This is a genomic window from Sphingomonas psychrotolerans, assembly GCF_002796605.1.
GTDB classification, from domain to species: Bacteria; Pseudomonadota; Alphaproteobacteria; order Sphingomonadales; family Sphingomonadaceae; genus Sphingomonas; species Sphingomonas psychrotolerans.
The window spans coordinates 1,510,597-1,524,596 of sequence record NZ_CP024923.1 but is presented as its reverse complement, the minus strand read 5'-3'; the positions used below and the strand labels follow the sequence as shown (position 1 = coordinate 1,524,596).

The following is a 14,000-nucleotide window of genomic DNA, read 5'->3' as shown; positions in this document are numbered from 1 at the left end:
CGCAAGACCAATTTAGGGGGACGGGGTTAAGGATTCAATGCGCAGCGCGGCGGCAATCGTAACGAAATATTGCTGGCGCTGGACTGCGGCGTCGGCCGGTTATTTCTTGGGCGTGACCCAAACCGAAACCGGCACGACGACCTTGCCCGGCGCAGGCTTGCCGACATCGACGCGGTCGGCGGTGACGAGCTCGCCGCTTTCGAGGGTGAACGAGGCCCAGGGCTTGGGCATGCGGCCGAAGGTCAGCTTCTGTATCGGCTGGCCGGTGGTGGAATTCATGATGGTGGCTGTGACTGGCATCGGAGGGCGATAGCGAGCAGGTCGGCGAGATGTCCAGCGTGCTATTCTAATCCTCCCCCGCTTCGCGACGGAGGATTTTTCAGGCGTCCCTTAGTCCCAGCCCGATCGCCGCGCGCGCCTGTTCGGATTCCGAGGAGACCACAGGGTAGGCGCAATAGTCCGCGGCGTAATAGGCGCTGGGCCGGTGATTGCCCGACCAGCCGACCCCGCCGAACGGCGCGGCCGACGACGCGCCGTTGGTCGGGCGGTTCCAGTTGACGATGCCGGCGCGGATATTGGCCCAGAACTGATCGTAGAGCCGCGGATTCTGGCTGACCAACGACGCCGACAGGCCGTAGCGCGTGTCATTGGCCTCGGCGATCGCCTCTTCGAAGGTCGCCTTGCGGTAGATTTGCAGCACCGGGCCGAACAATTCGACATCGGGCTTGTCATTGGCCTGGGTCATGTCGATCAGCCCGGGGGTGATGAACGGCCGGCCCTCGATCGGGCGCTCCATGTGGCGCAAGGGGCGGCCACCCATCGTCGAGAGCGCGAGAAAGCTCTCGGTGAGCATGTCGGCGCTGTCATTGTCGATCACCGGACCCATGAACGGCGCGGGATCGGCGTGCGGCTCGCCGATGATCAGCCGGCTGATCAGCTTGTTCACTTCCTCCATCAGCGGATCGTAGAGATTCTGGTCGACGATCAGCCGTCGCGCGGCGGTGCAGCGCTGGCCCGCGGTGGTGAAGGCCGACTGGATGACCAGCACCGCGGCCGAATAGAGATCGGGGGTGTCCCATACCACGATCGGATTGTTGCCGCCCATTTCGAGCGCGAGGATCTTCTCGGGCCGCGTCGCGAACTGGCGGTTGAGCGCGATGCCGGTATTGGCCGAGCCGGTGAACAACAGCCCGTCGATATCGGGATGGCCGGCGAGCGCCTTGCCCTCCTCGGGGCCGCCGATCAGCAGGCGGATACAGCCTTCGGGGATGCCCGCGGCGTGGAAGCAATCCACCAGAAACGCACCGCTCGCGGGGGTCTTTTCCGAAGGCTTGAACACCACGGCGTTGCCGGCGAGCAAGGCGGGCACGATGTGGCCGTTAGGCAAATGCGCGGGGAAATTATACGGGCCGAGCACCGCGAGCACGCCGTGCGGCTTGTGGCGCAGCGCGAGCCGGGTGTTCATCGGCGCCTCGATCCGGCGCTGGCCGGTGCGTTCCGAATAAGCAGTGATCGAGATGTCGACCTTGCCGATCACCGTCTCGACTTCGGTTCGCGCTTCCCACAACGGCTTGCCGGTCTCGCGGGCGAGCAGGTCGGTGAAGGCGTCGGCCTTTTGCCGGACGACATTGGCGAAGCGGCGCAGCGCCTCGATTCGGTAGGTCAGTGGGCGCGCGGCCCATTCGGCCCAGCTGCGCCGCGCATGCGCGACCTCGGCGTCGACGTCGCCGATCTTCTGACGCCAGAGCACGGCACCCGTAGCCGGCTCGGTGGAGATGATTTCCGTTCCCGGCATTATGCTGTGCTTAGATCCCCGGAATGATGGCTAGCTCTTGCCCGAAACACGCGAGGCTTGCCAACCCCTAGCCGAGCGCCTCGCCCATTCTGCGGATCGCGGCGATCTTGGCATGCAGCAGGGTCCAGTCGTCGCCCTGCGCGATCCGCGCCCAGATCGCCTCGACTTCGTCGATTAGCATCGCGCAGGGTTCCGGATCGGACCAATAAGGGCGATCGCGCGGCTTGCGGGGCGCGTACTGCGCGAGTTGCGCGCGAACCTCGGCAAACGGCTCGCCGTAATCGGCCGGAAGCGTGCCGCCAAAGCCATCGAAGAAGAAGCGGTCGATCGAGGCGCGGCTCGCGGCCAGCGCCGCTTCGATCGCGCCGACCAGCGGCCGATCCTGTTCGGCGCCGCGTGGCACGACGCCGAGCCGCCACAGCATCGCCTCGGCCACTTCACGCTGAAAGGTCTCGGGAAACACCTCCATCGCCTCGATCAGCGGCTCCTCCTCGACGATCAGCCGGAGCGAACTGGCGAGCTGCATCAGGTCCCAATAGATCGCCTCGGGCTGGCGGCCGAAGGCATAAAGTCCGGTCTGATCGAAATAGGCGGCAGTGAAGCCCGGCGCCCAGCTCGGCGCGAAGCGCCACGGGCCGTAATCGAAGCTCTCGCCGGTGACGTTGATATTGTCGCTGTTGAGCACGCCATGGACGAAGCCTGCCGCCATGAAGCGGCCGGCCATCCGCGCGGTGCGCGCGGCGACATGGCCGAGCAGCCGTTGCGGTGCATCGTTGCCGGGCTCTTCCCCGTAATAATGGCGGAGCACATAGGCAGCGAGCCGCGCGATATTCTCGACGTCGTGCGCATGGGCGAGGCGCTGGAAGGTGCCGATGCGGATATGGCCGTGATTGAGCCGGACGAGCACGGCCGAGCGGGTAGGCGAGGGCTCATCGCCGCGCTGGAGCTCCTCGCCGGTCTCGATCAGCGAGAAGGTGCGCGAGGTCTCGACGCCCAGCGCCTCGAGCATTTCGGTGGCGAGGATTTCGCGTACGCCGCCTTTAAGGGTGAGGCGACCATCGCCGAAGCGGCTCCATGGCGTCTGGCCCGAGCCCTTGGTGCCAAGGTCCATCAGACGGCCGCGGGCGTCGGTCATCTGCGCGAACAGGAAGCCGCGGCCATCGCCGATCTCGGGATTGTACACGCGGAACTGATGGCCGTGATAGCGCAGCGCCAGCGGCTGCTGGAGGCCGCCGGGGAGCGGCTCGAACCGGCCGAAATGGGCGATCCATTGCGGATCGCTCAGCCCGTCCAGCCCGACTTCCGTTGCTGCGCGATCGTTGCGGAAGCGCAGGATCGTCTTCGGGAAGCGTGCCGCGGTGACGGGATCATAGAAGGCGTCGCCGAGTTCGAGGATCGCCTGTTGCGGAGTGAAAGCCATCCGGCGATATGGGGAGCGATGGGTGAGCGGCGCAACTACAGCGATGGCTATTGGTGGTCGAAAGACGGCCTGCGGCTGCATTACCGCGATTATGGCGGGGCGGACGACAAGCCCCCGGTGATCTGCTTTCCGGGACTGACCCGCAATGCGCGCGACTATGCGGAGCTCGCCACCCGGCTGGCCGGTGCACGCCGGGTGCTGCTGGTCGAGTTCCGCGGGCGCGGCGACAGCGCCTATGCCAAGGACCCGATGTCCTATGTCCCGCTGACCTATTTGCAGGATGTCGAGGCACTGCTCGGCGAATTGGGGATCGAGCGCTTCGTCGCGGTGGGCACCTCGCTGGGCGGCATCGTCACCATGCTGCTCGCGGCGACCGACGGGGCGAAGCTGGCCGGCGCGGTGCTCAACGATGTCGGCCCCGAGCTCGAGCCCGGCGGGCTGGCGCGGATTCGCACCTATGTCGGCAAGGCGGTGTGGCACCCGACCTGGATCCACGCCGCCCGGGCGATCGCCGAGAACAATGCCGAGGTCTATCCGGATTATGGCATCGAGGACTGGCTGCGCATGGCCAAGCGGCTCTATCGGGTGAACAGCTCGGGGCGGATCGTGCTCGATTACGACATGAAGATCGCCGAGCCGTTCCGCGTTCCGGGCAACGAGGCCGGACCGGACATGTGGCCGACGATCGACGCGCTGAAAGACAAGCCGGCGCTGGTGATACGCGGCGAGCGCTCGGACATATTGAGCGCCGCGACCGCGGAGAAAATGATCGCGCGACTGCCCAAAGGCGAACTGGTGACGGTGGCGGGCGTTGGGCACGCACCGACGCTGGACGAGCCCGAGGCTGTCGCGGCGATCGAGCGGTTGTTGGCGAAGGTGAAATAGCCGTCATCCCGGCGGACGCCGGGATCTCGTGCCGCAAGCTGGGCTCTCCCTCCTGAGATCCCGGCTTTCGCCGGGATGACGAGAAGGCTAAGCACCGCCTCCGACATGCCCATCCACATCCTTCACCTCCACTCGACCTTCAACCATGGCGGCAAGGAAGCGCGTGCCGTGCGACTGATGAATGCGTTCGGGGAGCGCGCGCGGCATACCATCGTCTCGGCGATGCCCGAGCAACTCGGTGCGCGCGATGCGATCGCCACGGGCATCAAATACGAGATCGCGCAGAACCCGCCGCCGCTCTCCGGCAAGCCGTCGGTCAAACGCTATGAGGAGATTGCGCGGTTCATGCGGCGCTTCGATCTGGTGCTGACCTATAATTGGGGCGCGATCGACGGGGTGATGGCGGCGCGGGTGTTCGGCAAGGGGCTGCCGCCGATCGTCCACCACGAGGACGGCTTCAACCAGGACGAGGCCGAGCGGCTCAATCCGGTGCGCAACATGTATCGCCGGATCGCGCTGCCCGCGGCCAACGCGCTGATCGTGCCCAGCGCGGTGCTCGAGAGGGTAGCGTTGAAGCATTGGCGCCAGCCGGCGGAGCGGGTTCATCGTATCGCAAACGGGGTGCCGACCGCGCTCTATGCGAACAAGCCGGACGCGAAGTTGATTCCGCAGCTGCAGAACCGCCGGGAAGGCGAGGTGTTCATCGGCTGCGTCGCGGGCCTCAGGCCGGTGAAGGATTTGCCGATGCTGGTGCGCGCCGTCGCCGGCGTCAATGCACGCTTCAAGCTGGTGATTCTCGGGGAAGGACCCGAACGCCAGAACATCCTCGATCAGGCCGAGGCCATGGCGATCGAGGATCAGGTGATTCTCCCCGGCTTCCTGCCCGAGCCGCATCGCTATATGGGACTGTTCGACATCTATGCGATGTCGTCGAAGAGCGAGCAGGCGCCGATCTCGGTGCTGGAGGCAATGGCGGCGGGACTGCCGGTGGTGTCGACGCGGGTCGGCGACATTCCGGTGATGGTTTCGCCCGAGAATGTGCCGTTCCTCGCGCCACGCCACCACGAAGTCGACCTGCGCGATCGGATCGACACGCTGGCGCGCAATCCGGATTCTATGCGTTATATCGGCCAACAGAACCGCGCGCGTGCTTGTGCGTTATTCGATGAAGCGCAGATGGTCGCCTCGTACGCGCGGCTATATGGCGAAGCGATGGGACGGCCGGGTGTGTTAGGGTAACAAATGCTACTCGCGTCCCGTGCAGGTTGCGTATAGCGTCGCTCAAATTTTTTCCGGAGGTCATTTTGTTCAAGGGTCTGACACCTATCAACTATAACGGCCGCGAAGTCTGGCCGCTGGTCGAGGGTGGCAAGGGTGTGGCGGCCACGAATCACGCCAGCGCTGGCGCCTGGGCGGCGGCGGGCGGCATCGGCACGGTGAGCGCAGTCAACGCCGACAGCTATGACGCCGAAGGCAAGATCATTCCGCAAATCTATCGCGCGCTGACCCGGCGCGAGCGCCACGAGGAACTGGTCGAGTACGCGATCGAAGGCGCCGTCACCCAGGTCAAAAAGGCGTTCGAAATTGCTGGCGGTAAAGGCGCGGTCAACATCAACGTGCTGTGGGAAATGGGCGGTGCGCAGCGGATCCTGCACGGCGTGCTGGAGCGTACGCGCGGAATGGTCGCGGGCGTGACCTGCGGCGCGGGAATGCCCTACAAGCTCAGCGAGATTACGGCGTCTTACGGCGTGAGCTATCTGCCGATCGTCAGTTCGGGCCGCGCCTTCCGGGCGCTGTGGAAGCGGGCCTATTCCAAGGCTTCGGAATGGCTGGCGGCGGTGGTCTATGAGGATCCATGGCTCGCCGGCGGGCATAACGGTCTGTCCAATGCCGAGGACCCGCTGGTCCCGCAGGATCCCTATCCGCGGGTTCGCGACCTGCGCGCGACGATGCGCGAGGGCGGCATCTCGGACGACGTGCCGATCGTGATGGCCGGCGGCGTCTGGTATCTGCGCGACTGGAGCGACTGGATCGACAATCCCGAGCTCGGCAAGATAGCCTTCCAGTTCGGGACGCGGCCGTTGCTTACCAAGGAAAGCCCGATTCCCGAGGGCTGGAAGAACGAGCTGATGAAGCTGGAGGAGGGCGACATCCTGCTTCACCGCTTCTCGCCGACCGGCTTCTATTCGTCGGCGGTGCGCAATCCGTTCCTGCGCAGTCTCGAGGCGCGATCGGAGCGCCAGATCGCCTATTCGACCGAGCATGCGGGGGATCATATTTTCCAGCTCGACGTTGGTGTGAAGGGCAAGAATTTCTGGGTGACGCGCAACGATCTGCTGCGCGCGCGCGAATGGTTCGGGCTGGGCTTCACCTCGGCGCTCAAGACCCCCGACAACACCCTCGTCTTCGTCAGCGAGGAAGAGAAAGGCGTCATCCGCAAGGATCAGGCCGATTGCATGGGCTGCCTCAGCCAGTGCCAGTTTTCAGCCTGGGCCGACTCGGAGACCAATTCGACCGGCCGGCTCGCAGATCCGCGCAGCTTCTGCATCCAGAAGACACTGCAGGACATCGCACATGGCGGACCGGTCGAGCAGAATCTGATGTTCGCGGGGCACGGCGCGTATCAGTTCAAACGCGACCCGTTTTATTCGAACGGGTTCGTGCCGACGGTGAAGCAGCTGGTCGACCGGATTCTGACGGGGGATTGATCCGGTTGTTCAACCCGGGCTGACCGGTCCGGGATGGGTCGGCTTGCACGCTGGCAAGAAAACCTGGCCTGGCGCTCGGAGCCGGCCGGGCTAGGGTGGTGGCATGAAGACCGGTCTCATCATCCGCCACACTCCCTTTGAGGGCATTGCCGGGTTCCGCGAGCCGATCGAGGCTGCGGGCTATGTCCTCGATCGCGTCGACGTCACCGATCCGGGTTTTTCGGGCCTCGACTTCAACGCACCCGACCTGCTGCTGATGATGGGCGGGCCGATGGGCGTCTATGAGCGTGAGGCGCATCCGTGGATCGCGCATGAGCTCGAGCGGCTCGCCGAGCGAATCGAGCGCGGGCTGCCCACCTTGGGCGTGTGCCTCGGCGCGCAGATGATCGCGGCGGCGATGGGCGCGGAAGTGCGGCCGGGAGCGGTGAAGGAGATCGGCTTTTCGCCGGTGACGCTCAACGATCCAGGTGCGGTGTCTCCCCTCCGACACGTCGCCGAGGTGCCGATGCTGCATTGGCACGGCGACACGTTCGATTTGCCGGAGCGCGTCGAGCTTCTCGCCTCGACGCCGGCTTACCCGCACCAGGCGTTTCGCCGCGGACCCGAACTGCTCGCGCTCCAGTTCCACGCCGAGATGGGCGAGGACCCGCGCTTCGAGGCATGGATCGAGAATGGCCCTGCCTTCATCGCTGAGGCCGGCACTTCGCCCGAGCGTCTGCGTGACGAGCACAACGCGCATGGGGCCGCGGCGGTGGCTGCGGGGCAGGCGATGATCGGCGAGTGGCTCCGCGGCCTCTGACGGCGCTCATGTGGCCTGACGGCGGCTAGAGCCAGCCGTCGAGGACCTGATCGGGCGGGCGATGGCCGTCGACCCATGAGCGGATATTGGCGATCACCTTGCGCCCCATCGCCTCGCGTCCCTCGAAGGTGGCGGAGCCGAGATGGGGGAGCAGCACGACATTGTCGAGCGCGATCAGCCGCGGATCGACCGCGGGTTCGTTCACATAGACGTCGAGCCCGGCGCCGGCGATGCGGCCCTCGGTCAGCGCCGCGACCAATGCCTCGGGATCGATGATCTCACCGCGCGCGGTGTTGATCAGCCACCCGGTCGGGCCGAGCAGATCGAGCCGTTGCGCATCGACCAGCCCGGCGGTGCTTGCGGTGTGCGGAGTATGGATGGTCAGGATGTCGACCGCGTCCAGCATCGCATCGAGATCGGCATGGAAGATCGCGCCGAGCTGTGCCTCCGCGACTTCGGGAATGCGGTGGCGGTTATGATAATGGATCTGGAGACCGAAGGCGCGCGCGCGCTGCGCCACCGCCTGGCCGATCCGGCCCATGCCGAGGATGCCGAGCTTCTTGCCGCCGATGCGGTGTCCGCGCATGCCGGTCGGCCGCCAGCCGGTCCATTCGCCGGAGCGGACCAGTTTGTCGCCTTCGATCAGCCGGCGCGGCGCGGCGAGGATCAGCGCCATCGCCATGTCGGCGGTATCCTCGGTCAGCACGCCCGGGGTGTTGGTGACGGCGATGCCGCGATCGCGCGCGGCCTTGAGGTCGATATGGCCCACGCCGGTGCCGTAATTGGCGATCAGCCGCAGCCGTGCGGGCGCCGCGGCTAGCAGCTCGGCGTCGATCCGGTCGGTGACGGTGGGGACGAAGACATCGACATCGGCCATCGCGGCGGCCAGCGCTGCGCGGTCCATCGGTCGGTCGTCCGCATTGGGCGCGAGATCGAATAATTCGGCCATCCGTGCCTCGATCGCCTCCGGAAGCGTCCGGGTGACGGCCACTCGGGGGCGGGAAGGGCGCGCGGTTTGTGCCATTCAGGGCGGATTGGCGCTCGCGGGCGCCGCAGTCAACGGGTTGAAGCGCAGGGCACCGCCGCAGTATCAGCGGAAACGACGAAAGGGGTTCGAATGCGGCTGGCGGGTTGGATATTGCCGGGGATCGTGGCGCTGGGGCTGACCGTGCCTGCGCTCGCGCAGCGCAAGCCGCCTTATTGGGTGTCGATCGATGTCGACAAGGCCCATCTGCGCACCGGACCCGGGCGCAACTATCCGGCGAGCTGGCTCTACAAGCGGCGCGAACTGCCGCTCAAGGTGCTCGACATCTATGGCGAGTGGCGCAAGGTCGAGGATCCCGGCGGCACCCAGGGCTGGATGCTGCGCAACTTCCTCGACGAGCGCCGCACGGCTATCGTCGTCGGCGCCGTGACCGAACTGCGCGCCACGCCGCAGCTCGCCGCGCACATCAACTGGCGAGTCGCGCCAGGCGTGGTCGGCCGGATCAGCAAATGCGCGAGCAACTGGTGTCGCTTCGACGTCGGCGGCCGCGCCGGCTATATCGAGCAGTCGCACCTTTGGGGTGTCGAGCCGGGCGAAGTGCTGAACTAGGCACTCGTCTCGCGGCTTCAGCACCCGTCGATCGAGGGCAGCCCGTCATAGCTTTTGGTCAGCGGAAAGCCCAATTCGGTCTTCAGCGCCATGTCCGCATGGCAATAGAGCCGCTCGGGAGTCACCTTCGCGACCTTGGTGAAGATATAGGGCGTGCCGAGCCCGCCGGTATTCCTTTCGAGCGCGTAGAGCGTGATCGTGGTGACGGCGGGGTCGGGCACACTCTCGGCTACTTCGCGATGGGAGACGAGCGCGAAGGTGGTCGTGCGGCCGCGATGCGTGCCGCGCGCGAAGCGGACCGAGGCGATCACGTCTTCGCCGGTGTGCGGGCTGTCCGTGAAGCGGTCCTTGCCGTCGACCGTGGCGATCGATCCTTTCACCTTCACGGTGAAGATGTCGTAGCTCCACGCATTGCCATTGTCGCGCCAGTCGAGCCTGATGGTGCCGGGCTTCCCGTCACCTGCGATGTCAACGATCTTGTTGACGCCGGCGTGCAGGCGAATCGGCGTGAGATCGGGCCAATCGGCCGGGCCAGCCGATGCGGGTGCGGCTATGCAGACGGCGGCCGCGGCGAACCAGTATCCCGACGGCACCACACTCAATCGAGCAACTCCACTGCCATCGCGGTCGCCTCGCCGCCGCCGATGCATAGCGAAGCAAGCCCGCGCTTCTGGCCGTGCGTCTCAAGCGCGGAGAGCAGGGTGGCGAGCACCCGCGCGCCGCTCGCACCGATCGGATGGCCGAGCGCGCAGGCGCCGCCATGGACGTTGAGGACGTCGTGCGCGATGCCGAGATCGCGCATCGCGATCATCGCGACGCAGGCAAAGGCCTCGTTTACTTCGAACAGATCGACGTCGCCGATCTGCCAGCCGGCTTTCTCCAGCGCCTTGCGCATCGCAAATACCGGCGCGGTGGCGAAGCGGGCGGGGGCATGGGCATGCCCGGCATGCGCCACGACGCGCGCCACAGGGGTGAGCCCGAGTCTGTCCGCGACACTCATCCGTGTCATCACCAGTGCCGCGGCGCCGTCCGAGATCGACGAGGCATTGGCCGCAGTGATCGTGCCCTCCTTCGAGAAGGCCGGCTTGAGGGTCGGGATCTTCGCGATATCCCCCTTGGCCGGCTGCTCGTCCAAAGTGATCGTGGTGATGCCCTTGCGGCCCTTGACCTCGACCGGGACGATCTCGCGGTCGAACCCGCCCGATCGCTGCGCCTTCTGCGCACGCTCCAGCGACGCGATCGCGAAGTCGTCCTGCGCCTGACGCGTGAACTGGTACTCCTGCGCCGTCTCCTCGGCGAAGCTGCCCATCAGCCGGCCGGGTTCATAGGCGTCCTCGAGCCCGTCGAGGTACATATGGTCCTTGAGCACGTCATGCCCGATCCGCGCGCCCGAACGGTGGCGCAGCGAGAGATAGGGCGCGTTGGTCATGCTCTCCATGCCCCCGGCGACGAGCAGATCGACCGAGCCCGCGGCCAGTGCCTCGGCCGCCATGATCGCCGCCTGCATCCCCGATCCGCACATCTTGTTGATCGTCGTCGCTTCGATATGATTGGGCAGGCCGGCGTTGAGTGCTGCCTGGCGCGCCGGCGCCTGGCCGAGCCCGGCGGGCAGCACGCAGCCCATGTAGATCCGCTCGATCGCGTCGCCCTTGAGCCCGGCACGCTCGACCGCCGCGCCCACCGCCGTCGCGCCGAGATCGGTCGCGCTGGCATCGGTCAGGCAGCCCTGGAAGCTGCCCATCGGGGTGCGCGCATAGGAAGCGATGACGATATCGTCGGCGGACATTGTTTTCCTCTCGATTGTTGGGGTCGATCTAGTGACCCGCGCGGCCGTTTGCAAAAGCCGCCGCCCAGCCCCAAGGGAGCATAAGCATGGCGCTCGTCGACATCCTCAAATGGGCAGCCTCGATCAGCGGCATTGTCGCCTGCTTCATGGTGTCGCTCGATCTCGGCCGGCGTATCACCGGCTGGGGATTCGCCTTGTTCGTGGCGTCGAGCATTTGCTGGATCAGCGGGGCATTGATGTCCGGCGACGAGGCGCTGTGGACGCAGAATATCGTGCTGTTCGGGATCAACGTGTTCGGAGTCTACCGCTATCTGATCCGCAAGCGGCCGCCGCACGATGCGGATTGAGCCGTGGCTGTGGCCGCTGCTGCTCGGGGTGCTCGGCCTCGTCTTCGGCAGCTTCATCGCCACCGTCGCGATCCGTTGGCCGGACGGGCGTTCGCCGCTGCGGGGACGATCGCAGTGCGATGGGTGCGGCAAGGAGCTGACTGCGCGCGAACTGGTGCCGGTGATTAGCTTCGTGCTCCAGCGCGGGCGTTGCCGGGGCTGCGACGCGCCGATCCATCCCGGCCACCTCGTGACCGAACTGACCGGCATGGCGATCGGTGTGGTCGCCGGATTGCTCGTGCCGGGCATCGGCGGCGTCGCCGGAGCGGTGTTCGGCTGGCTGTTACTCACGCTGGCGGCACTCGACCTCGCTGCCTTCTGGCTGCCCAATCTGCTCACCGGCGCGCTTGCCGCGGCGGGCCTGGCGACCGGACTGCTCGGCATCGCACCCCCGATGGATGCCCGGCTGATCGGCGGAATCGGCGGCTTCGCGGCACTGGCGGCGGTCGCGGCGGGCTATCGGGTGGTGCGCGGACGACAGGGGCTGGGCGGGGGCGATCCCAAGCTGTTCGGGGCGATCGGCTGCTGGCTCGGCTGGCACGCGCTGCCTCTGGTGCTGCTCGCCGCCGCGTTGATCGGGATCGCGGCCGTGCTTGGTTTTATGAGCGCGGGGCACAAGGTGACCGGGACTGATCGGCTGCCGTTCGGCGTGATGCTGGCTGCCGCTGCCTGGGCGGTGTGGCTGGGTCAGGCACTGGCCTAGCCACATCCGGGCAAATCCGGGCGCCTGCTTGCGCAGCAGCGCGGTTCGGATCACAAAGTCCCATGCACAATATCCTCGATCGCCAACGCGCCGCATTCATGGGCGAACTGCCGGTGTCACTTGCAACGCGCAAGGACCGGCTCGAGCGTGCGATCGCGATGATTTCCGAGAATGCTACGCGCTTCTGCGATGCGCTCTCCGAGGATTTCGGGCATCGCAGCCGCGAGCAATCGATGATCGCCGATATCGCCGCGTCGATCGGGCCGCTCCGCCACGCGCGCAAGCATGTCGGGCGCTGGTCGAAAAGCGAGCGCAAGCCGGTGATGTTCCCGCTCGGGCTGCTCGGCGGGCGGGCATGGATCGAATATCAGCCCAAGGGCGTGGTGGGGGTCATCGCGCCGTGGAATTTCCCGGTGAACCTCGTGATGAGCCCGCTTGCCGGCGTGCTCGCCGCGGGCAATCGCGCTATGGTCAAGACCAGCGAGTTCACGCCGGTGATAGCCGCGTTGTTCGAGGAACTCGCGCCGCGCTATTTCGCGCCGGAGGAAGTGGCGTTCGTCAGCGGCGGCCCCGAGATCGGCAAGGCGTTCGCCGAACTCCCCTTCGATCATCTGCTGTTCACCGGCGCGACGGGGATCGCGAAGCACATCCTGCATGCCGCCGCGGACAATCTCACTCCCGTCACGCTGGAGCTCGGCGGCAAATCCCCGGTGGTGGTCGGTCGCTCGGCGGACATTGTGCAGGCGACCGAGCGGGTCGCGATGGGCAAGATGCTCAACGCCGGGCAGATCTGCCTCGCGCCCGATTACATGCTGGTGCCCGCGGAGAAGGAAGAAGAGGTGGTCGCCGGCCTGACCCGCGCCGCCTCCGCGATGTATCCGACCTTGCTCGTCAATTCCGATTATACCGCGGTCATCAACGACCGCCATCATGCCCGCCTGAGTGCCTGGATCGAGGATGCGCGCGCCAAGGGCGCCGAGGTGATTGCAGTCAATCCGGCGAACGAGGATTTCGCCGCCTCGAATTCGCGCAAGATGCCGCTCCACATCATCCGCGGCGCTACCGACGAGATGACGGTAATGCAGGAAGAGATTTTCGGCCCCATCCTGCCGGTGCGCAGCTATGTCCATATCGACGACGCGATCGCCGAAGTGAACCGGCGCGATCGGCCGCTGGCGCTCTATTATTTCGGCAGCGACGGCGGTGAGCGGCGACAGGTGCTCGACCGAACAATCTCGGGCGGGGTGACGCTCGACGACGTGATCTTCCATGTCAGCCAGGAAGATCTGCCCTTCGGCGGCATCGGCCCCTCGGGCACCGGCGCCTATCATGGCGAAGCGGGCTTCCGCACCTTCAGCCATGTGCGCAGCATCTACCGGCAGCCGCGGCTCGACGTGGCGAAGCTGGCGGGGATGAAGCCACCTTACGGCAAGGCCACCTGGGCGACGATCAAGCGGCAGATGAAGTAATCGGATTTGGCTCGGTCATAGGGGGAATGACGATGAGTACCGGTCTTTTGTTGGCGTTGGCGCTCCAGACGATTTCATACGATCCGGCGGTTCGGCAGCATATCCAGTGCATTCGGCTCGAATCGCGCGAATCGGATCGCCCGGGGGAGCCTCGCGAGCAGATGCCCCTTAGGACTGGGCCTTCGCCTGTGATCGTCGAATATGGCAGCGTGATCCAATTTTGCCATCGCGAGCGAGCGCGTGCGATTTCCGCACTTCATTCCATCATCAAGGCCCGCCATCCGGATTGGAAGGACGTGGAAGCGGCCTGCGTCGCCGAGCGCGTACTGAGCCGGGAGGAGCTCGAGATCCTTCACCGTGGACTAGCGCGCACGTCGACGGCGCATGGGCCGCTGGATGATTCTTAGATTTTGCGGAAGCGCATAGCTTCTCCGCGACGTGACAAAAAAAGGCCG

At 66.0% G+C, this 14,000-nt stretch carries 15 protein-coding genes; 9 read left to right on the top strand and 6 right to left on the bottom strand.

The window, feature by feature from the left end:
• Positions 1-99: 99 nt before the first annotated feature.
• The 3 genes from CVN68_RS06770 to CVN68_RS06760 all read right to left on the bottom strand — a co-directional run bounded on the left by CVN68_RS06770 (position 100) and on the right by CVN68_RS06760 (position 3,215).
• Positions 100-279, bottom strand: coding sequence for a hypothetical protein (locus CVN68_RS06770; protein WP_233503614.1), 180 nt, complete (start codon positions 277-279; stop codon positions 100-102).
• 100 nt (positions 280-379) lie between these two features.
• Positions 380-1,795, bottom strand: coding sequence for a succinylglutamate-semialdehyde dehydrogenase (astD, locus tag CVN68_RS06765; protein WP_100281513.1), 1,416 nt, complete (start codon positions 1,793-1,795; stop codon positions 380-382).
• A 67-nt stretch (positions 1,796-1,862) separates the two neighbouring features.
• Positions 1,863-3,215 (bottom strand): protein adenylyltransferase SelO family protein, encoded by a 1,353-nt coding sequence (locus CVN68_RS06760; RefSeq protein ID WP_100281512.1) that lies wholly within the window; start codon positions 3,213-3,215, stop codon positions 1,863-1,865.
• A gap of 18 nt (positions 3,216-3,233) precedes the next feature.
• On the opposite strand from CVN68_RS06760, the gene CVN68_RS06755 reads away from it, so the two are divergent.
• The 4 genes from CVN68_RS06755 to CVN68_RS06740 all read left to right on the top strand — a co-directional run bounded on the left by CVN68_RS06755 (position 3,234) and on the right by CVN68_RS06740 (position 7,607).
• Positions 3,234-4,100, top strand: coding sequence for an alpha/beta fold hydrolase (locus CVN68_RS06755; RefSeq protein ID WP_100281511.1), 867 nt, complete (start codon positions 3,234-3,236; stop codon positions 4,098-4,100).
• Positions 4,101-4,205: 105 nt separating this feature from the next.
• Positions 4,206-5,339, top strand: coding sequence for a glycosyltransferase family 4 protein (locus tag CVN68_RS06750; RefSeq protein ID WP_100281510.1), 1,134 nt, complete (start codon positions 4,206-4,208; stop codon positions 5,337-5,339).
• Positions 5,340-5,404: 65 nt separating this feature from the next.
• Positions 5,405-6,808: an NAD(P)H-dependent flavin oxidoreductase gene (locus CVN68_RS06745; RefSeq protein WP_100284260.1), complete on the top strand. Its 1,404-nt coding sequence runs from the start codon at positions 5,405-5,407 to the stop codon at positions 6,806-6,808.
• Positions 6,809-6,911: 103 nt separating this feature from the next.
• On the top strand, positions 6,912-7,607 hold the full coding sequence (locus tag CVN68_RS06740) for a glutamine amidotransferase (protein ID WP_100281509.1): 696 nt from the start codon (positions 6,912-6,914) through the stop codon (positions 7,605-7,607).
• Between the two features lie 25 nt (positions 7,608-7,632).
• Here the strand turns inward: CVN68_RS06740 and CVN68_RS06735 are convergent, their stop codons facing one another.
• Positions 7,633-8,631 carry a 2-hydroxyacid dehydrogenase gene (locus tag CVN68_RS06735; RefSeq protein ID WP_100281508.1) on the bottom strand — a complete coding sequence of 333 codons (999 nt, stop codon included), beginning with the start codon at positions 8,629-8,631 and terminating at the stop codon, positions 7,633-7,635.
• A 93-nt stretch (positions 8,632-8,724) separates the two neighbouring features.
• On the opposite strand from CVN68_RS06735, the gene CVN68_RS06730 reads away from it, so the two are divergent.
• A complete protein-coding gene (locus CVN68_RS06730; RefSeq protein WP_100281507.1) occupies positions 8,725-9,201 on the top strand; it encodes an SH3 domain-containing protein in 477 nt (158 codons plus the stop codon).
• A 17-nt stretch (positions 9,202-9,218) separates the two neighbouring features.
• Here CVN68_RS06730 and CVN68_RS06725 read toward each other — a convergent pair whose 3' ends face one another.
• Both CVN68_RS06725 and CVN68_RS06720 read right to left on the bottom strand, forming a co-directional pair.
• Positions 9,219-9,803 carry a hypothetical protein gene (locus CVN68_RS06725; protein WP_158298771.1) on the bottom strand — a complete coding sequence of 195 codons (585 nt, stop codon included), beginning with the start codon at positions 9,801-9,803 and terminating at the stop codon, positions 9,219-9,221.
• A complete protein-coding gene (locus tag CVN68_RS06720) occupies positions 9,800-10,987 on the bottom strand; it encodes an acetyl-CoA C-acyltransferase (RefSeq protein WP_100281505.1) in 1,188 nt (395 codons plus the stop codon). Before CVN68_RS06720 ends, CVN68_RS06725 begins: the two co-directional genes overlap by 4 nt.
• Positions 10,988-11,073: 86 nt before the next feature.
• On the opposite strand from CVN68_RS06720, the gene CVN68_RS06715 reads away from it, so the two are divergent.
• From CVN68_RS06715 to CVN68_RS06700, 4 genes are all read left to right on the top strand, one after another.
• Positions 11,074-11,334, top strand: a complete 261-nt coding sequence (locus CVN68_RS06715; RefSeq protein ID WP_199560227.1) for a hypothetical protein — start codon at positions 11,074-11,076, stop codon at positions 11,332-11,334.
• The gene (locus CVN68_RS06710) at positions 11,324-12,076 is read left to right on the top strand and encodes a prepilin peptidase (RefSeq protein WP_199560226.1); all 753 of its coding nucleotides are present in this window, start codon (positions 11,324-11,326) and stop codon (positions 12,074-12,076) included. Before CVN68_RS06715 ends, CVN68_RS06710 begins: the two co-directional genes overlap by 11 nt.
• Before the next feature lie 62 nt (positions 12,077-12,138).
• Entirely contained in the window at positions 12,139-13,545 is a 1,407-nt protein-coding gene (locus CVN68_RS06705; protein ID WP_100281504.1) for a coniferyl aldehyde dehydrogenase, read from the top strand.
• 26 nt (positions 13,546-13,571) lie between these two features.
• The gene (locus CVN68_RS06700; RefSeq protein WP_100281503.1) at positions 13,572-13,952 is read left to right on the top strand and encodes a hypothetical protein; all 381 of its coding nucleotides are present in this window, start codon (positions 13,572-13,574) and stop codon (positions 13,950-13,952) included.
• Positions 13,953-14,000 lie beyond the last annotated feature (48 nt).

Bases quoted from the DNA above. Each gene is read 5' to 3' on its own strand.
- CVN68_RS06770 (WP_233503614.1), bottom strand. From the start codon at position 279: ATGAATTCCACCACCGGCCAGCCGATACAGAAGCTGACCTTCGGCCGC.
- astD (WP_100281513.1), bottom strand. From the start codon at position 1,795: ATGCCGGGAACGGAAATCATCTCCACCGAGCCGGCTACGGGTGCCGTG.
- CVN68_RS06760 (WP_100281512.1), bottom strand. From the start codon at position 3,215: ATGGCTTTCACTCCGCAACAGGCGATCCTCGAACTCGGCGACGCCTTC.
- CVN68_RS06755 (WP_100281511.1), top strand. From the start codon at position 3,234: ATGGGTGAGCGGCGCAACTACAGCGATGGCTATTGGTGGTCGAAAGAC.
- CVN68_RS06750 (WP_100281510.1), top strand. From the start codon at position 4,206: ATGCCCATCCACATCCTTCACCTCCACTCGACCTTCAACCATGGCGGC.
- CVN68_RS06740 (WP_100281509.1), top strand. From the start codon at position 6,912: ATGAAGACCGGTCTCATCATCCGCCACACTCCCTTTGAGGGCATTGCC.
- CVN68_RS06735 (WP_100281508.1), bottom strand. From the start codon at position 8,631: ATGGCACAAACCGCGCGCCCTTCCCGCCCCCGAGTGGCCGTCACCCGG.
- CVN68_RS06730 (WP_100281507.1), top strand. From the start codon at position 8,725: ATGCGGCTGGCGGGTTGGATATTGCCGGGGATCGTGGCGCTGGGGCTG.
- CVN68_RS06720 (WP_100281505.1), bottom strand. From the start codon at position 10,987: ATGTCCGCCGACGATATCGTCATCGCTTCCTATGCGCGCACCCCGATG.
- CVN68_RS06715 (WP_199560227.1), top strand. From the start codon at position 11,074: ATGGCGCTCGTCGACATCCTCAAATGGGCAGCCTCGATCAGCGGCATT.
- CVN68_RS06710 (WP_199560226.1), top strand. From the start codon at position 11,324: ATGCGGATTGAGCCGTGGCTGTGGCCGCTGCTGCTCGGGGTGCTCGGC.
- CVN68_RS06705 (WP_100281504.1), top strand. From the start codon at position 12,139: ATGCACAATATCCTCGATCGCCAACGCGCCGCATTCATGGGCGAACTG.
- CVN68_RS06700 (WP_100281503.1), top strand. From the start codon at position 13,572: ATGACGATGAGTACCGGTCTTTTGTTGGCGTTGGCGCTCCAGACGATT.